We start from the raw sequence: 17686 nt of genomic DNA on the forward strand, positions 1-17686 counted from the left end.
GACTCATAGCTCAGCTGGATAGAGTACTCGGCTACGAACCGAGCGGTCGGAGGTTCGAATCCTCCTGAGTCCGCCATACCAAAAGGGCCTGCAGCGATGCAGGCCCTTTTTCTTTGCGCGTCATTTCTTCACGCAGCCGGCCTCGTCGAAGCTGATCAGCTGGTTGTCGCCGCGCTTGTCGCGGTAGTGATAGCGCTGCCTGCCGTTCTGCCGGGTGATCCTGTCCGGCTTGCCCAGGCTGCTTTCCACGTCGGCGCTGCTCATGCCGCTGCGCACCTCGCGGCGGATGATCGCCTGGCGCTTTTCGCTGCTGCTGAGCAGGTTGCCGCAGCCGTCATCCTGCTCGCCGACGATCACGGGCGCCCTGGAGCGCGTCGTGGGTGTCGCGGTGCGCGCCCTGGGGACGGCCAGGGGGATGGGTTTGCCGCTGCCGGGGGAGTGGTTGCGCACCTCCTGCCTGTACTGCGTCTGCTCGGGGGCGCAGCCGTGGCGGGTGAAGGTGATCTGCCCGTTGCTGTCTTCGCAGCGGAACACGCTGGTGGCCGAGCTGTCTTGAATAGGGTGGAGCAGGGCGGCAGCGCACAGCGCCGCGATGTGCAGTCCTCGCATGATTCGTCCTCCTTGACGTTCACCGGGCCAGCTTAAGCGGTTATTTCTCTTTCGTCAGGGTGTCCTGGGCCTAGTGACTGGCGTCACTGACTCAGGTTTTCACGCGGGATCGAAGTTTGCGATGCAAGCAATTGTTCTTGCCGCGCTTTTGTCACGTACAAAGCGGTTCTGCGGTGTTATCATTCGCCGCGTCAGCCCCGCCGGGGCTTGTGGAATACCACCATGGACTTACCCAGTAGTTACTCAATACTCCCATCGCACAATCGTGTAACACCTGATTGATCCCCTTTGGCGTGCCCGCCAACTGGGGGTGGAGCGCGCTATGACTGAAGTAGAAGCCAAAAAGCCGCAGGAAAGCTTGCAGGATCGCCTGGCACAGGTGGTCGAACTGCTGCATCGGCACAAGCTGGTCGAGGACCTGACCCACCGTCAGGAAGGCCAGCACCATGACCGGGTCGAGAGCCTGGTACACCGACAGAATCTCGCCGAGCTGCAGCGCAAGCTCGACGATGTGCACCCCGCCGACATCGCCCACATTCTCGAGGCCCTGCCGCTCGACGACCGTCTGACCGTCTGGCAGCTGGTCAAGGCCGAGCGCGATGGCGACATCCTGCTGGAAGTCTCCGACGCCGTACGGGAAACCCTGATCGCCGACATGGACGATCACGAGATTCTCGCGGCGGCCAAGGATCTGGATGCCGATGAGCTGGCCGACCTGGCCCCCGAACTGCCGCGCGATGTCGTCCATGAACTCATGGAATCGCTCGATGCGCAGCAGCGTGAGCGCGTGCGTTCGGCCCTGTCCTACGAAGAGGATCAGGTCGGCGCGCTGATGGACTTCGAGATGGTCACCATCCGCGAGGACGTCAGCCTGGAGGTGGTGCTGCGCTACCTGCGTCGTCTCAAGGAGCTGCCAGGCCATACCGACAAGCTGTTCGTGGTCGACTACGACGGCGTGCTCAAGGGCGTCCTGCCGATCAAGCGCCTGCTGGTCAATGATCCGGAGAAGCAGGTCGGCGAAGTCATGGCCGACGATCCGGTGAGCTTCCACCCGGACGAGGACGGCTACGACGCCGCTCAGGCCTTCGAACGCTACGATCTGATTTCCGCGCCCGTGGTGGACAAGAACGGCAAGCTGATCGGTCGTCTGACCATCGACGAGATGGTCGACCTGATCCGTGAGGAAAGCGAAAGCGAAGTGCTGAACATGGCCGGTCTGCGCGAGGAGGAAGACATCTTCGCCTCGGTGTGGAAGTCGGTCCGCAACCGTTGGGCCTGGCTGGCGATCAACCTGGTGACGGCTTTCCTCGCCTCGCGGGTGATCGGCCTGTTCGAGGGCTCCATCGAGAAGCTGGTGGCGCTGGCGGCGCTGATGCCCATCGTGGCCGGCATCGGCGGCAACTCCGGTAACCAGACCATCACCATGATCGTGCGCGCCATGGCGCTGGGGCAGATCAGCACCGGCAACACCGCGCGGCTGGTGCGCAAGGAGCTGGGGGTTTCCCTGATCAACGGCATCCTCTGGGGTGGGGTGATCGGCGGCGTCGCCTACTCCCTCTACGGCAGTTGGTCGCTGGGTGTGGTGATGACGGCGGCGATGACGCTCAACCTGTTGCTGGCGGCGCTGATGGGGGTGCTGATCCCCATGACTCTGGCGCGCCTCGGGCGCGACCCGGCCATGGGCGCCAGCGTGATGATCACCGCCATGACCGACAGCGGCGGTTTCTTCATCTTCCTGGGCATGGCGTCGATCTTCCTGCTGTAGATCGCGCCACCGCCCGGCCATTCGGACGGTTCGTGTGCTGCGAGCCGTCTGCCCCTGCCGCGATTGCCGTTCCTGGCAGTCGCTTGCCACTCCCATCGAGCGATGACCTGAGGCACTGGCTGCCCCTGGCAGCCTGACATGGGCCGTCGCCGGCAGTGGCGCCCGGCGTCAGATTGTCGCTGCCTGGATGCGCGGCGATGCACTGCCCGGGTTGCGCGTCGGTCATGCGCTTCCGCTCGTCCATCCCCGGCGTGGCGCGGGAGGCGGGGTGGCCTGGTTCAGGCGGCGTTTCGGGGCGCTTCTCCTCCTTTGGTAGTGCTTGTGAGAAAAACACTACATATCAGGCATTTCAGGCCGGCTGGAGGTTTGCCTCAAACGCGCGTTTCAGGCTAAGGTTCGGCAGCTCTGTCCAGGCGCTGACCCCGGACGCTCCTAATCGATAACGAATGCAGCCCATGAGCTGCTGGCCAAAAGGAGCCAAGATGACCCCCAGTGAACTTCTTCTCGAGGGTGTCGAGCTCATGCTGTTCGGCATGGGTTTCGTGTTTGCCTTTCTGGTACTGCTGGTCGGCGTGGTCAGCCTGATGTCACGCATGATCGGCGTCTTCGCAGCGCCCGCTGCTGCAGCCCCCACCCCGGTATCCGTTGCCAGGCCGGCCAGTCACGAGCCGGATGCGCAGACGCTGGCCGCCATTCAATCCGCCATTGCCCAGCACCGCGCGCGTCGCGGTTGATCAGGTTCAGAGGGAGTACCTGTATGACAGCCGTAAAACAAGCACTCGGCATTACCGATGTGGTGCTGCGTGACGCCCATCAGTCGATCCTCGCGACCCGCCTGCGCCTCGAAGACATGCTGCCGATCGCGCCCAAGCTGGATCAGGTCGGCTTCTGGTCGGTGGAGTCCTGGGGCGGCGCGACCTTCGATGCCTGCATTCGTTACCTCGGCGAAGACCCCTGGGAGCGCATCCGCGAGCTGAAGAAGGCGATGCCCAATACGCGTCAGCAGATGCTGCTGCGTGGGCAGAACCTGCTGGGCTACCGGCACTATGCCGACGACGTGGTGGAGAAGTTCGTCGAACGTGCGGCGGTCAATGGCGTCGATGTGTTCCGTGTCTTCGATGCGATGAACGACCCGCGCAACCTGGAAACGGCCCTCAAGGCCGTGAAGCAGCAGGGGCGGCATGCCCAGGGGACCATCTCCTACACCACCAGTCCGGTGCACACCCTGCAGATGTGGGTCGACCTGGCCAAGCAGATCGAGGACATGGGCGCCGACTCGGTGGCCATCAAGGACATGGCCGGCATTCTCACGCCCTACACCGCGTTCGAGCTGGTGTCGCGCCTGAAGAGCAGCCTGGCGATCCCGATCCACATGCAGTGCCACGCCACGGCGGGGCTGTCCTCGGTGGCCATTCTCAAGGCGGTGGAGGCCGGTATCGACAACGTCGACACGGCAATCTCCTCGCTGTCGATGACCTACGGTCATTCGCCTACCGAATCGGTGGTGGCGATGTTCCAGGGCACCGAGCGCGATACCGGGCTCGACCTGGAGCTGCTCGAGGAAATCGCCGCCTACTTCCGTGAGGTGCGCAAGAAATACGCGAAGTTCGAGGGCAACCTCAAGGGTGTCGACTCGCGCATCCTGGTCGCCCAGGTGCCGGGTGGCATGCTCACCAACATGGAGAGCCAGCTCAAGGAGCAGGGCGCCCAGGACAAGTTCGACCAGGTGCTGGCCGAGATCCCCCGGGTTCGCGAAGACCTCGGTTTCATTCCGCTGGTGACGCCGACCTCGCAGATCGTCGGCACCCAGGCGGTGATCAACGTGCTCACCGGCGAGCGCTACAAGTCCGTGACCAAGGAAACCGCCGGTGTGCTCAAGGGCGAGTACGGCGCGGCGCCGGCCGCCTTCAATGCCGAGTTGCAGGCGCGTGTGCTCGATGGCGCCGAGGCGATCACTTGCCGTCCCGCCGACCTGCTCGACGCCGAGATGGACAAGCTCACCGCCGAGCTCAAGGGCATCGCTGAGGAGAAGGGCATCAAGCTCGCCGCCGACGCCATCGACGATGTGCTGACCTACGCCCTGTTCCCGCAGATCGGCCTGAAGTTCCTGGAAAACCGTGGCAATCCGGCCGCCTTCGAGCCGGTGCCGACCGGCAAGGAAAGCCTGGCCCGCGAGCCGGGCAAGCCCGAGGTCTACACCGTCGAGGTGAACGGCAAGGCCTTCGTCGTGCAGGTCAACGAAGGCGGCGACATCGAGGGGCTCAAGCCCGTCGGTGGCGCGTCGAGCGCCGCGCCGGCAGCAGCAGCGGTGACTGCCGGCGCCGGCGAGCCGCAGGCGGCGCCACTGGCCGGCAACATCTTCAAGGTGCTGGTGCAGCCAGGCCAGGCCGTGGAGGAGGGGCAGCTGGTGATCATCCTCGAAGCGATGAAGATGGAAACCGAAATCCGCGCCTTCAAGGCCGGCACGGTCGGGGCGGTCAACGTCAAGGTCGGTGATGCGGTGGCGGTGGGCGACAGCCTGCTGACCATCGGCTGAGGGGCGCGCCATGGAAAAGCTGCTCAAGCTCTGGCAGAGCACCGGCCTGTACCATCTGGAACCTGGCCAGGCCTTCATGATCGCGGTGTGTCTGCTGCTGATCTACCTGGCCGTGAAGAAGGGCTTCGAACCGCTGTTGCTGGTGCCTATCGGCTTCGGCGGGCTGCTGTCGAACATCCCGGTGGCCAACATGGCCGAAGGCGCGGGGTTCCTGCACCTGATCTACGAAGTGGGCCTGCCGACCAGCATCTTCCCGCTGCTGATCTTCCTCGGTGTCGGCGCCATGACCGACTTCGGACCGATGCTGGCCAACCCCAAGACCCTGCTGCTCGGCGCCGCGGCGCAGTTCGGTATCTTCGGCACCCTGATGGGGGCGCTGGCGATCACTGCGCTGGGTATTCCGGGCATGGAGTTCACCCTCAAGGAGGCTGCGTCCATCGCCATCATCGGCGGGGCGGACGGGCCTACCTCGATCTTCGTCACCTCCAAGCTGGCGCCTGACCTGCTCGGCCCCATTGCCGTCGCGGCATACGCCTACATGGCCCTGGTGCCGCTGTTGCAGCCACCGATCATGCGCGCCCTGACCACCAAGGAAGAGCGCTCGATCGTGATGCAGCAGCTGCGTCCGGTGGGGCAGACCGAGAAGATCATCTTCCCCATCGTGCTGTGCATCCTGATCGGCATGCTGCTGCCGGACGCAGCGCCGCTGATCGGCATGTTCGCCCTCGGTAACCTGCTGCGTGAATGCGGTGTGGTCGAACGCCTGGCCGATACTTCGCGCAACGCACTGATCAACATCGTCACCATCTTCCTTGGCCTGACCGTGGGCTCCAAGCTGTCGGCGGAAGCCTTCCTGCAGCTCAAGACCCTGGGCATCCTGCTGCTGGGCATGGTCGCCTTCTGTGCCGGTACCGCGGCCGGTGTGCTGATGGCCAAGCTGATGAATCTGTTCAGCAGCAACAAGGTCAATCCGTTGATCGGTTCGGCCGGGGTATCCGCGGTACCGATGGCTGCGCGGGTCTCGAACAAGGTCGGGCTGGAGTCCAACCCGCAGAACTTCCTGCTGATGCACGCCATGGGGCCGAACGTGGCGGGGGTGATCGGTTCGGCGGTGGCGGCGGGGGTGCTGCTCAGCTTCGTCGGCTGACCGACAGGCGACCGGCGTGTCGCAGGCATAAAAAAACCGGCTCAAGGCCGGTTTTTTTCATGGGTTCGCTTCAGGCTTCTTCGGCGGCCATTTCCACGTCATGGGCGATCAGCGCGACCAGGGCGTTCTGCTGACGGCGCGACAGCTGGCGGAAGCGCTGCAGCAGCTCACGCTCGTGCAGGCTCAGCTCGGGGCTGTCGAGACGCAGGCTGAGATCCTCATCCAGAGCGCCTTCCTGAAGCATGCTCTGCTCCAGACGGGCGATGATTTCAGAGTTCATGCTGCGGTGATGGTTGCGTGCTACGTCAGCGATACGCTCACGCATGCCATCTGGCAAGCGAACGACGAATTTGTCAGCCGTGCGGCTGGAATAAGTAGCCTGTTTCATAGGGCGCATACATTACCGGTTAGTTCAGGGAGCGATACTGGTGGTCAGTGTCGAGATTGTCACCGGTTTGACAGTGTTTCGCACTAGCCGTTCAACCGGTACCGCGTTCTGCGTCATTATGACCATTCGGTCATCTGAACAGTTCCTTGACGCCAAATACGTGTCGCATTGTGGTGCAGGTGGAGGCTTTATGCCAGCACCGACTGTCAGAATTGCGCAGTATTCGGCAGAAGTCGCGTTCGTGCTGTGCTCGGTATTTGAAATTTAAAGTTTCGGTCACTCAATTGTCATCCCCGGTTCACTGGGCTGACACAGGCTCTGGCTACCTTGGTCTACACCAGATGGCAGCCGGGTGCTGCCTTCTCATATCGACAATGATAGTAGAGAGCCAGCATATGAGCGCAGCCATTCGAGTCGACCGTCTCAACAAGACCTTCGGGCGCAAGCAGGCCCTGTTCGACCTGGCGCTTTCCGTGCAGCCAGGGGAGATGGTCGCCCTGATCGGGGCGTCCGGCTCGGGCAAGTCGACCCTGCTGCGGCACCTGGCCGGCCTGGCGCGTGGCGACGATGGTTGCATCGAGGTGCTCGGCCGCCAGGTACAGGCCGAAGGTCGCCTGAGCGGCGATGTGCGCCGTCTGCGTGCTGACATCGGCTACATCTTCCAGCAGTTCAATCTGGTCGGGCGCCTCAGCGTGCTGCAGAACGTGCTGCTCGGCGGCCTGGGGCGCATGCCGCGCTGGCGTGGCAGCCTCAGCCTGTTCAGCGCCGAGGAGAAGCAGCGGGCCATGGACGCGCTGGAGCGCGTCGGCCTCGCCGAATTCGCCGCGCAGCGGGCTTCGACCCTGTCCGGCGGCCAGCAGCAGCGGGTGGCGATCGCCCGAGCGCTGTGCCAGCAGGCCGAGGTGATTCTCGCCGACGAACCCATCGCCTCGCTCGACCCCGAGTCGGCGCGCAAGGTGATGGAGATTCTCGCTGACATCAATCGCCGCGACGGCAAGACCGTGGTGGTGACCCTGCATCAAGTCGACTACGCCGTGCGCTATTGCCAGCGCGCGGTGGCCCTCAAGGGCGGGCGCATTCATTTCGACGGCCCGACCCAGGACTTCAATCCCGATTTCCTCAACGACCTCTACGGCGGCGACCTCGACATCAGTCTGCTGCTGCCGCAAGGCCAGCGCCCGCGTGCGCTGGAGCGTCCCCTGGCACTGGCCAAGGCCTGACGCCGCTGCCTCCATCCGAAACAACAACGCCAACCCGCAACAGGAGTGTGCTCCATGTTCAAACGCATCGGCCAGGTGCTGGCTGCCTCTGCGCTCGTAACCGGTTCCCTGCTGGGCTCGGCCCAGGCTGCTGAGGAACTCAACTTCGGCATCATCTCCACCGAGTCCTCGCAGAACCTGAAATCCATGTGGGATCCCTTCCTGGCCGACATGAGCAAGCAGACTGGCGTGAAGATCAACGCCTTCTTCGCTCCTGACTACGCCGGGATCATCCAGGGCATGCGCTTCGACAAGGTCGACGTGGCCTGGTACGGCAACAAGTCGGCCATGGAAGCGGTGGACCGTGCCGGTGGCGAGATCTTCGCCCAGACCGTCGCGGCCAATGGCGCCCAGGGCTACTACAGCCTGCTGGTGGCGCACAAGGACAGCCCGATCAGATCGGTCGAGGACATGCTCAAGAATGCCGCGAACCTGACCTTCGCCAACGGTGATCCGAACTCCACCTCTGGCTACCTGGTGCCGGGCTACTACGTGTTCGCCCAGAACAACGCCGACGCCGGCAAGATCTTCAAGCGCTCGCTCAACGGCAGCCATGAGGTCAATGCCCTGTCGGTCGCCAACAAGCAGGTCGATGTCGGCACCTTCAACAGCGAAGGGATGGAGCGCCTGGAAGTCACCGCGCCGGACAAGGCCGCACAGCTGAAGGTCATCTGGAAGTCGCCGCTGATTCCGTCCGACCCCATCGTCTGGCGCAAGAACCTGCCTCAGGAAACCCGCGACAAACTGCGCAATTTCTTCATGACCTACGGCGCCAAGCCGGAGGAGAAGAAGGTGCTCGCCGGTCTGCAGTGGGGCCAGTTCCGCGCTTCGGATAACGACCAGTTGCTGCCGATCCGTCAGCTCGAGCTGTTCAAGAAGCGCACCGAAGTGGCCAACAGCACCACGCTCAACGAGGCCGACAAGCAGGCTCAGCTCAAGGAGCTGGATGCCGAGCTGGCCAAGCTGCAGCAACGCATGGCCGAACTCGAGAAGAAGAGTGGCGCCAGCGCCGGCTGACCCCGAGAGCCGTCCCGCCCTGGCGGGGCGGCTCGTTCCGTGAACCTGTCCATCACCTCGCGAGCTGAAACCCTGCAACACCGATGGCGGCCCCGCAGATACAGGCGAGAGCACTCCGAGCCAGGTTTTGCAGCAACAGGGCCGACGCGCAGCAGGTTGTGAACAGGTTCTGAATGAGTGATCGAGAGTTACCCATGACTACATTGACCACCGCCACCCCGATCGCCGATGGCAAGCGCAGCTGGCTGCAGCTGATCGGCTGGGGGCTGTTCTTCGCCGTGCTTGCCTGGTCCTGGCAGGGCGCGGAAATGAACCCGCTGGCGCTGGTGCGCGATGCTGGCAACATGTCCACCTTCGCCGCCGATTTCTTCCCGCCGGACTTCAGCAACTGGCGGCACTATCTCAAGGAGATGGTGGTCACCGTACAGATCGCCCTGTGGGGCACCGTACTGGCCATCGTCTGCGCCATCCCGCTGGGCATCCTCTGTTCCGAGAACATCGTGCCCTGGTGGGTCTACCAGCCGGTACGCCGGGTGATGGATGCCTGCCGTTCGATCAACGAAATGGTCTTCGCCATGCTCTTCGTCGTCGCGGTCGGCCTCGGCCCCTTCGCCGGCGTGCTGGCGCTGTTCATCAGCACCACCGGGGTGCTGGCCAAGCTCTTCGCCGAGGCGGTCGAGGCCATCGACCCGGGCCCGGTGGAAGGCGTGCGTGCCACTGGCGCCAGCGCGCTGCAGGAGGTGATCTTCGGGGTCATCCCGCAGGTCCTGCCGCTGTGGATCTCCTACTCGCTGTACCGCTTCGAGTCCAACGTGCGCTCGGCCACGGTGGTCGGCATGGTCGGCGCCGGTGGTATCGGCGTGATCCTCTGGGAGGCCATCCGCGGCTTCCAGTTCGGCCAGACCTGCGCCGTGCTGATCGTGATCATCCTGGTGGTGAGCTCCATCGACATCCTCTCTCAACGCCTGCGCAAGCTCTTTATCTGAAGGAGAAGGAGGGCGCCTGCGTGCGCCCTTTTCGAACGATGAACTTGTCTAGACAAAACGAGCCGCTGTACCGCGAACTGGCTGGCGTGCTGCGCGAGGAACTGCAGCGCATGAGCCCGGGCGACTACCTGCCGGGTGAGATGCAACTGGCCGCGCGCTTTTCCGTCAACCGCCACACCCTGCGCCGGGCGGTGGACGAACTGGTCCTCGAAGGCCGCCTGTTGCGCCGTCAGGGCAAGGGCACCCAGGTGCTGGCCAGGCCGCTGGTCTATCCCGTGGAGGCGGGCAGCGCCTTCAGCCAGTCGCTGTCGGCCCTCGGGCACCGGGTCGAGGCACGCCTGATCGAGCGCCTGTGCCGTACCGGCAGCAGCGAGGAGTGCCGTCATCTGCAGTTGCCCGATGGCAGCGAGCTGATCGAACTGGCCACCCTGCGCCTGCTCGACGGCCAGCCGCTGAGCCTGATTCGCCACCGCTTCTGCGCCAGCCTGGCGCCGCTGCTGGCGGACTACCAGGGTGGCTCGCTGCGCCAGTACCTGGCCGAACGCGACCTGCCGCTGGTGCGCACCTTCAGCCTGATCGGCGCGCGTCTGCCCAGCCGCGAGGAGGCCGCGCACCTGCTGATGCCGCGCCATGCGCCGCTGCTCAGCGTGCTCACCCTGTCCCGCGATCCTTCTGGTCGAGCGGTGGAGCTGGCGCAGTCCAGCAGCCGCGCCGACCGCTTCCAGTACCAGGTAGCGACCTGATGGAGACCCGCATGAACGACCTTGACTCGAACACCGTCGCGCGCCAGCGCTGGATGGGGGTGTTGGCCCGCGCCGGCCAGGCCCTCGATGCCCATGAAGCGGCGCTCAGGGATAGCGCCTACCAACTGATCCGCGCGCCCGAGGTGGGCATGACCCTGGTGCGCGGGCGCATGGGCGGCACCGGCAGCGCCTTCAACCTGGGCGAGATGACCGTCACGCGCTGCGTGGTGCGCCTGGCTGACGGGCGTACCGGCTACAGCTACCTGGCCGGTCGCGACAAGCGCCGCGCCGAGCTGGCGGCCCTGGCCGATGCCCATCTGCAGGGCAGCGACCAGGCCCGCTGGCTCAGCGACCTGATCGAACCCCTGGCCCGCCAGCAGCGCGAACAGCGCCTGGCCCGGGCCGCCCGCACCGCCACCACCCAGGTGGAGTTCTTCACCCTGGTCAGAGGAGAGGATTGATGAACACGCCGCACAGCTCGCACTGGCTGCAACCGGCTTTCGATGACCCGGTGCTGGATGCCCAGGTCAGTTTTCGCGCCGCACTCAATGCCCTGGCCGAGCCAGGACAGCCGCGCACCATGGATCGCGCTCACCCACTCGGTGATCTGGCACCGGCCACCTATGGCCTGTGCCTGGCCTTTCTCGACAGCGACACGCCGCTGTGGCTGGCGCCGCGTTTCGATACGCCACTGATTCGCGCCAACCTGGCCTTTCACTGCGGCTGCCCGATCGTCGACGACCGCGAGATCGCCCTGTTCGCCCTGCTCGACGAGAGCGAGCTGGTCGATCTGTCCGACTTCGACAACGGCAGCGAGCGTTACCCCGACCAGTCCTGCACGCTGCTGATCCAGCTCGATGACCTGCACGCCGGCGCAGCCCTGCGCTGGCGCGGGCCGGGCATCAAGGACGTGCGCAGCGTCAGCCTGCAGCTGCCGGCCGGCTTCTGGCCGCAGCGCCAGGCCCGTAGCGCATTCCCGCGCGGGCTGGACTGCTTCTTCGCTGCAGGCGCCGAGGTCATCGGCCTGCCGCGCAGCACCCATGTGCTGATCGAAACCGAGGAGGCAGCCTGATGTATGTCGCCGTCAAAGGTGGCGAACGCGCCATCGACAACGCCCACCAGCTCCTGGCCAGCCGCCGTCGCGGCGATAGCAGCATCGCCGAGCTGGAGGTGGAGCAGATTCGCCAGCAACTGCCACTGGCCGTCGCCCGTGTGATGAGCGAAGGCTCGCTGTACGACGAAGAGCTGGCCGCGCTGGCCATCAAGCAGGCCGCAGGTGACCTGATGGAAGCCATCTTCCTGCTGCGCGCCTACCGCACCACCTTGCCGCGCTTCGGTGCCAGCGAGCCGCTGAACACCACGCAGATGCAGCTGGAGCGACGCATCTCCGCGACCTTCAAGGACCTGCCCGGCGGCCAGCTGCTCGGCCCGACCTTCGATTACACCCATCGCCTGCTGGACTTCGCGCTGCTGGCCGAGGGCGAGTATCCGCCGCCGCCGGCCGGCGCGCAGGACGAGCCGAGGCCCTGCCCGCGGGTGCTGGATTTCCTCGCCGAGGAGGGGCTGATGGCACGCGAACAGGACAATGCCGCGCCGGTGCCGGACATCACCCGCGAGCCGCTGGCGTTCCCCTCCAGCCGCGCCGAGCGCCTGCAGGCACTGGCGCGGGGTGACGAGGGCTTCCTCCTGGCGCTGGGCTATTCCACCCAGCGCGGCTACGGGCGCAACCACCCCTTCGCCGGGGAGATCCGCATCGGTGACATCGAGGTGTGGATGACGCCGGGCGAGCTGGGCTTCGCCGTGCCGCTGGGCGACATCGAAGTGACCGAGTGCGAGATGGTCAACCAGTTCGTCGGCGAGAGCGCCGAGCAGGCGCAGTTCACCCGTGGCTATGGCCTGGCCTTCGGCTACGCCGAACGCAAGGCCATGGGCATGGCGCTGGTCGACCGTGCCCTGCGCGCCGGCGAGTACGGCGAAGAGGTGCAGGGCCCCGCGCAGGAAGAGGAATTCGTGCTGATGCACTGCGACAACGTCGAGGCCGCCGGCTTCGTCTCGCACCTGAAGTTGCCGCACTACGTCGACTTCCAGGCCGAACTGGAACTGATCCGCAAGCTGCGTCGCCAGGCGCCGGCAGAGGAGAACCGCTGATGAACCCTTCGACCACCAGCGGCGCCCGCGAGGCGTCCGCGTACAACTTCGCCTACCTGGACGAACAGACCAAGCGCATGATCCGTCGCGGCCTGCTCAAGGCCGTGGCGATCCCCGGCTACCAGGTGCCGTTCGGCGGCCGCGAGATGCCGCTGCCCTATGGCTGGGGCACCGGTGGCATGCAGCTGACCGCCGCCATTCTCGGTCGTGACGACGTGCTCAAGGTCATCGACCAGGGCGCCGACGACACCACCAACGCAGTCTCGATCCGTCGCTTCTTCGCGCGTACCGCAGGCGTCGCCACCACCGAGCGCACGCGGGAGGCCAGCGTCATCCAGACCCGCCACCGCATTCCGGAAACGCCGCTCGCAGCCGGGCAGATCATGGTCTACCAGGTGCCGATTCCCGAGCCGCTGCGCTTCATCGAGCCGTCGGAGAGCGAAACGCGCACCATGCATGCGCTGGAGGACTACGGGGTGATGCACGTGAAGCTGTACGAGGACATCGCCACGTTCGGCCACATCGCCACGGCCTACGCCTACCCGGTGACGGTGGACGAGCGCTACGTGATGGATCCGTCGCCGATCCCCAAGTTCGACAACCCCAAGCTGGACATGAGCCCGGCACTGATGCTGTTCGGTGCCGGCCGTGAGAAGCGCCTGTACGCGGTGCCGCCCTATACCCGTGTCGTCAGCCTGGACTTCGAGGATCACCCTTTCGCCGTGCAGCAGTGGGACGAGTGCTGCGCGTTCTGTGGCAGCAGCGAGTCGTTCCTCGACGAGCTGATCGTCGACGACGCCGGCAGCAAGCGCTACGTCTGCTCCGACACCGACTACTGCCGCCAGCGCACCGAGGAGAGCCTGCAATGAGCGCCGCCGAACGTCTGCAACCTGCCCTGGAAACGGCCGAGCCGCTGTTCTCGGCGCGTGACCTGACCCGCCTGTACGGCCCGGAGAAGGGCTGCCAGGGCGTGAGCTTCGACCTCTATCCCGGCGAAGTGCTGGGCATCGTCGGCGAGTCCGGTTCGGGCAAGTCCACCTTGCTCAGCCTGCTGTCCGGGCGCTGCCTGCCGGATCGCGGCGCGGTGCGCTATCGCGGTCACACGGGGCAATGGCTCGACCTCTACAGCGCCAGCGAAGCCGAGCGGCGTACCCTGCTGCGCACCGAGTGGGGCTTCGTCGAGCAGAACCCGCGTGACGGCCTGCGCATGGCGGTGTCGGCTGGCGCCAACATCGGCGAACGGCTGATGGCCCAGGGCGTGCGCCACTACGGCGAGCTGCGCGCCGCCGGGCTCGACTGGCTGAGCCAGGTGGAGATCGACCCGGCACGCATCGATGACCTGCCGCGCACCTTCTCCGGCGGCATGCAGCAGCGCCTGCAGATCGCCCGCAACCTGGTCTCCGCGCCGCGCCTGGTGTTCATGGACGAGCCGACCGGCGGGCTGGACGTGTCGGTGCAGGCTCGCCTGCTCGACCTGCTGCGCGGCCTGGTACGCGAGCTGGACCTGGCGGTGGTGATCGTCACCCACGACCTGGCGGTGGCGCGGCTGCTCGCCGACCGACTGATGGTGATGCGCCGCTCGCATGTGGTGGAGGCGGGGCTGACCGACCAGATCCTCGACGATCCGCAGCATCCCTATTCGCAACTGCTGGTGTCGTCGGTGCTGCAGCCCTGAACGTACCGCGCACTGGGGAAACGTAGGGTGGATGACGCTCTTCTCATCCACCAGCGAATCACCACCGGTGGATGGATAAAGCGCCATCCACCCTACGACAGATGGGCGTTTCTCCCCTCTCCCGCGACTGGGGGAGGGGGCAGACCGTGCCTAGCGTATTCGAGGTGTGTATGAACAACCTGATCGAGGTCACCGGCCTCAGCAAGACCTTCACCCTGCACCAGCAGAACGGCGTCGTCCTGCAGGTGCTGCGTGACCTGAACTTCAGCGTGCGTGGTGGCGAGTGCCTGGTGCTGCACGGCCAGTCCGGCGCGGGCAAGTCGACCCTGCTGCGCACCCTGTACGGCAACTACCTGGCTGCCGGCGGCAGCATCCGCATCCGTCACCAGGGCGAAGCGGTGGAGCTGGTCGGCGCCGAGCCGCGCCAGGTGCTGGCGGTACGCCGGCAGAGCCTGGGCTACGTCAGCCAGTTCCTGCGGGTCATCCCGCGGGTCTCGACCCTGGACGTGGTGATGGAGCCGGCCCTGTCGCGCGGCTGGGCGCGCAGCGATGCCGAGGCGCGGGCCAAGGCGCTGCTGAGCCGGCTGAACATCCCCGAGGCGCTCTGGCAACTGGCGCCGGGCACCTTCTCCGGCGGCGAGCAGCAGCGCGTCAACATCGCCCGCGGCTTCATGGTCGAGTGGCCGCTGCTGCTGCTCGACGAGCCCACCGCCTCGCTGGACGAGACCAACCGCCAGGTGGTGCTGCAGCTGATCGCAGAGGCCAAGGCCGCTGGCAGCGCACTGATCGGCATCTTCCACGACCGTGCTGCCCGCGAGGCGGTGGCCGATCGTTACCTGGACATGAGCGCCGCTGCGGCGCAACCGGAGTACGTGTATGTCGTCTGAACAGATTCTCAGCAATGCCCGCATCGTCACCGCCGATCGCGAGTTCCTCGGCTCCGTGCTGCTGCGCGACGGGCTGATCGCCGCCGTCGACGAGGGCGCCAGCCAGCTGGCGCAGGCCCAGGACCTGGGGGGGGACTACCTGTTGCCGGGGTTGGTGGAACTGCACACCGACAACCTGGAGAAACACATGAGCCCGCGCCCTGGGGTGGACTGGCCATCGGCGTCGGCGGTGCTCACCCACGACGCCCAGATCGTGGCCGCCGGCATCACCACGGTGTTCGATGCGCTGTCCATCGGTGACATCAACCCGCGTGGTCGACGCATGCAGCAATTGCCGGCGATGATCGAGGCCATCGCCGCCGCCGAGGCGGCCGGGCAGACCCGCGCCGAGCACCGCCTGCACCTGCGCTGCGAGCTGTGCCACCCCGATGCGCTGAGCCTCTATCGCGATCTGGTGGAGCACCCGCTGGTGTCGCTGGTGTCGGTGATGGATCACTCGCCGGGCCAGCGCCAGTTCGCCAAGGTGGAGAAGTATCGCGAGTACTACATGGGCAAGTACCACCTGAGCCCGGCGGAGATGGAGGAGTTCCTCCAGGAACAGATCGCCAATTCGCGCCAGTACAGCGACCGCCAGCGCCGCGCCATCGTCGAGGACTGCCATGGCCGGGGCATCTCGGTGGCCAGCCATGACGACGCCACCCTGGCCCATGTGCAGGAGTCGGCCGACTTCGGCATGGCCATCGCCGAGTTCCCGACCACCCTGGAGGCGGCCGAGGCCAGCCACCAACTGGGCCTGAAGGTGCTGATGGGGGCGCCGAACGTGGTGCGAGGCGGTTCGCACTCCGGCAATATCGCCGCCGCCGAACTGGCGCGTCACGGTGTGCTGGATATCCTTTCCAGTGACTACTATCCGGCCAGCCTGCTGCACGCCGCCTGGCTGCTGGCGGGGCAGGACAACGACTATGATCTGCCTGCGGCCATCGCCACCGTGAGCCGCGCACCGGCCAGGGCGGCCGGCCTGGACGACCGTGGCGAGATTCGCGTAGGGTTGCGCGCCGACCTGCTGCAGGCCAGGGCGCATGGCGAACAGCCGGTGATCCAGCAGGTATGGCGGCAAGCACGAAGGGTGTTCTGATGCAGGGCAGGTTGATCTATCTGATGGGGCCTTCGGGCTCGGGCAAGGACAGCCTGTTGCAGGCCGCCCGTGCGCCGCTGGAGGCGCACGGCTGCCGTTTCGCCAGGCGGGTGATCACCCGTAGCGCCGAGTCGGTGGGCGAGGACGCCGTGGGCGTGACCCCGGCCGAATTCGAGCGCCTGGAAGGCGAGGGCGCCTTCGCCCTGAGCTGGCGTGCCAACGGCCTGGCCTATGGCATCCCGAGCGAGATCGACGCCTGGCTGAACAGCGGGCAGGACGTGCTGATCAACGGTTCGCGCGGCCATCTCGAGGCCGCCCGTCAGCGCTACCCGCAACTGCTGGCGATCCTCCTGCGGGTCGATGAGTCGGTACTGCGCCAACGCCTGCTGGCCCGTGGCCGGGAGACGCCGGAGCAGATCGAGCAGCGCCTGGCGCGCAGCCGCGGATTTGCCCTTGTGGGAGGGGATTTAGCCGCGACTGTCGCCGCTGAAGCGCCTCCCACGGAGTCCTTTGCAATCGTGGACAACTCCGGCCCCTTGCCACAAACCGTCAAGCGCCTGCTGCAACTGCTCGACGAGGCGCGCCAATGCGCCTGACCCTGCTCGGCACCGGCGATGCCCGCCAGGTGCCGGTGTACAACTGCAGCTGCGCGGCCTGCGACGCGGCGCAGGTCTACCCGTCACGCCGCCGCCGGCCCTGCTCGGCATTGATCGAATGCGGGACGCAGCGCTGGCTGATCGACAGCGGCCTGAGCGACCTGACCGAGCGTTTTCCGCCGCACAGCTTCAACGGCATCCTGCAGACGCATTACCACGCCGACCACGCCCAGGGGCTGCTGCACCTGCGCTGGGGCCAGGGCCTGGTGATCCCGGTGCATGGCCCGGATGACCCGGAGGGGCTGGCCGACCTGTACAAGCACCCCGGCATTCTCGATTTCAGCCAGCCCTTCGCGGCCTTCGAGCGTCGCCAGCTGGGCGAATTGACCGTCACCGCCGTGCCACTGACCCACTCCAGGCCGACCTTCGGCTACCTGTTGCAGGGGCAGGGCAGGCGCATCGCCTACCTCACCGACACCGTCGGAGTGCCCGAAGCCAGTTGCGCCGAGCTGCAGCGGGCGCCGCTGGATCTGCTGGTGCTCGATTGCTCCACCGCGCCGCAACCGGTGGCGCCGCGCAATCACAACGACCTGACCCGCGCCTTGGAGATCATCGCTCGCCTGCAGCCGGCCCATGCGGTGCTGACGCACATCGGTCACAGCTTCGATGCCTGGCTGCTGGACCACCCCGATGCCTTGCCGGCAGGTGTCAGCCTGGCCAGCGACGGCCTGGTGCTGTAGCCCGGATGCAATCCGGGGATGTGCGGGGTATGGGTGTCCGGCAGCGAATCGCTGT

The 17686-nt window shown here is 66.0% G+C and carries 19 protein-coding genes; 17 read left to right on the forward strand and 2 right to left on the reverse strand.

The window, feature by feature from the left end:
• Positions 1 to 120 precede the first annotated feature (120 nt).
• Positions 121 to 609, reverse strand: coding sequence for a hypothetical protein (locus E4487_RS24540; protein ID WP_037057118.1), 489 nt, complete (start codon positions 607 to 609; stop codon positions 121 to 123).
• Positions 610 to 931: 322 nt separating this feature from the next.
• Between E4487_RS24540 and mgtE the strand changes: the two genes are divergently transcribed.
• The 4 genes from mgtE to E4487_RS12655 all read left to right on the forward strand — a co-directional run bounded on the left by mgtE (position 932) and on the right by E4487_RS12655 (position 6057).
• Positions 932 to 2374 (forward strand): magnesium transporter, encoded by a 1443-nt coding sequence (gene mgtE, locus E4487_RS12640; RefSeq protein WP_037057120.1) that lies wholly within the window; start codon positions 932 to 934, stop codon positions 2372 to 2374.
• Between the two features lie 482 nt (positions 2375 to 2856).
• Positions 2857 to 3108: an OadG family protein gene (locus E4487_RS12645; RefSeq protein WP_047589573.1), complete on the forward strand. Its 252-nt coding sequence runs from the start codon at positions 2857 to 2859 to the stop codon at positions 3106 to 3108.
• A 23-nt stretch (positions 3109 to 3131) separates the two neighbouring features.
• On the forward strand, positions 3132 to 4910 hold the full coding sequence (oadA, locus tag E4487_RS12650) for a sodium-extruding oxaloacetate decarboxylase subunit alpha (RefSeq protein WP_037057126.1): 1779 nt from the start codon (positions 3132 to 3134) through the stop codon (positions 4908 to 4910).
• Between the two features lie 10 nt (positions 4911 to 4920).
• Positions 4921 to 6057, forward strand: coding sequence for a sodium ion-translocating decarboxylase subunit beta (locus E4487_RS12655; protein WP_037057128.1), 1137 nt, complete (start codon positions 4921 to 4923; stop codon positions 6055 to 6057).
• 70 nt (positions 6058 to 6127) lie between these two features.
• Here the strand turns inward: E4487_RS12655 and E4487_RS12660 are convergent, their stop codons facing one another.
• Positions 6128 to 6454 carry an Arc family DNA-binding protein gene (locus tag E4487_RS12660; RefSeq protein WP_037057131.1) on the reverse strand — a complete coding sequence of 109 codons (327 nt, stop codon included), beginning with the start codon at positions 6452 to 6454 and terminating at the stop codon, positions 6128 to 6130.
• 386 nt (positions 6455 to 6840) lie between these two features.
• On the opposite strand from E4487_RS12660, the gene phnC reads away from it, so the two are divergent.
• The 13 genes from phnC (at position 6841) to phnP (ending at position 17631) form a co-directional block, all read left to right on the forward strand.
• Positions 6841 to 7665 (forward strand): phosphonate ABC transporter ATP-binding protein, encoded by an 825-nt coding sequence (gene phnC / locus E4487_RS12665; protein WP_037057134.1) that lies wholly within the window; start codon positions 6841 to 6843, stop codon positions 7663 to 7665.
• A gap of 54 nt (positions 7666 to 7719) precedes the next feature.
• Complete coding sequence (phnD, locus tag E4487_RS12670; protein WP_175253513.1) at positions 7720 to 8721, forward strand: phosphonate ABC transporter substrate-binding protein; 1002 nt, start codon at positions 7720 to 7722, stop codon at positions 8719 to 8721.
• A 194-nt stretch (positions 8722 to 8915) separates the two neighbouring features.
• Complete coding sequence (phnE, locus tag E4487_RS12675) at positions 8916 to 9707, forward strand: phosphonate ABC transporter, permease protein PhnE (protein ID WP_037057140.1); 792 nt, start codon at positions 8916 to 8918, stop codon at positions 9705 to 9707.
• A gap of 20 nt (positions 9708 to 9727) precedes the next feature.
• On the forward strand, positions 9728 to 10450 hold the full coding sequence (phnF, locus tag E4487_RS12680; protein ID WP_080757062.1) for a phosphonate metabolism transcriptional regulator PhnF: 723 nt from the start codon (positions 9728 to 9730) through the stop codon (positions 10448 to 10450).
• A gap of 11 nt (positions 10451 to 10461) precedes the next feature.
• The gene (gene phnG / locus E4487_RS12685; protein ID WP_150609000.1) at positions 10462 to 10911 is read left to right on the forward strand and encodes a phosphonate C-P lyase system protein PhnG; all 450 of its coding nucleotides are present in this window, start codon (positions 10462 to 10464) and stop codon (positions 10909 to 10911) included.
• On the forward strand, positions 10911 to 11522 hold the full coding sequence (gene phnH, locus E4487_RS12690; protein ID WP_037057147.1) for a phosphonate C-P lyase system protein PhnH: 612 nt from the start codon (positions 10911 to 10913) through the stop codon (positions 11520 to 11522). Before phnG ends, phnH begins: the two co-directional genes overlap by 1 nt.
• Positions 11522 to 12598 (forward strand): carbon-phosphorus lyase complex subunit PhnI, encoded by a 1077-nt coding sequence (locus E4487_RS12695; RefSeq protein WP_175253514.1) that lies wholly within the window; start codon positions 11522 to 11524, stop codon positions 12596 to 12598. The genes phnH and E4487_RS12695 overlap by 1 nt, the downstream gene beginning before the upstream one ends.
• On the forward strand, positions 12598 to 13467 hold the full coding sequence (locus E4487_RS12700; protein WP_037057161.1) for an alpha-D-ribose 1-methylphosphonate 5-phosphate C-P-lyase PhnJ: 870 nt from the start codon (positions 12598 to 12600) through the stop codon (positions 13465 to 13467). Before E4487_RS12695 ends, E4487_RS12700 begins: the two co-directional genes overlap by 1 nt.
• Entirely contained in the window at positions 13464 to 14273 is an 810-nt protein-coding gene (gene phnK / locus E4487_RS12705; protein ID WP_037057164.1) for a phosphonate C-P lyase system protein PhnK, read from the forward strand. Before E4487_RS12700 ends, phnK begins: the two co-directional genes overlap by 4 nt.
• Before the next feature lie 170 nt (positions 14274 to 14443).
• Positions 14444 to 15160, forward strand: coding sequence for a phosphonate C-P lyase system protein PhnL (gene phnL / locus E4487_RS12710; protein ID WP_047587856.1), 717 nt, complete (start codon positions 14444 to 14446; stop codon positions 15158 to 15160).
• Positions 15150 to 16295 carry an alpha-D-ribose 1-methylphosphonate 5-triphosphate diphosphatase gene (locus E4487_RS12715; RefSeq protein ID WP_047587854.1) on the forward strand — a complete coding sequence of 382 codons (1146 nt, stop codon included), beginning with the start codon at positions 15150 to 15152 and terminating at the stop codon, positions 16293 to 16295. Before phnL ends, E4487_RS12715 begins: the two co-directional genes overlap by 11 nt.
• The gene (phnN, locus tag E4487_RS12720; protein ID WP_175253515.1) at positions 16295 to 16891 is read left to right on the forward strand and encodes a phosphonate metabolism protein/1,5-bisphosphokinase (PRPP-forming) PhnN; all 597 of its coding nucleotides are present in this window, start codon (positions 16295 to 16297) and stop codon (positions 16889 to 16891) included. The genes E4487_RS12715 and phnN overlap by 1 nt, the downstream gene beginning before the upstream one ends.
• On the forward strand, positions 16882 to 17631 hold the full coding sequence (gene phnP, locus E4487_RS12725) for a phosphonate metabolism protein PhnP (protein ID WP_175253516.1): 750 nt from the start codon (positions 16882 to 16884) through the stop codon (positions 17629 to 17631). The genes phnN and phnP overlap by 10 nt, the downstream gene beginning before the upstream one ends.
• Positions 17632 to 17686 lie beyond the last annotated feature (55 nt).

The organism is Pseudomonas sp. BMW13 (assembly GCF_013357275.1).
Classification (GTDB): domain Bacteria; phylum Pseudomonadota; class Gammaproteobacteria; order Pseudomonadales; family Pseudomonadaceae; genus Aquipseudomonas; species Aquipseudomonas khazarica.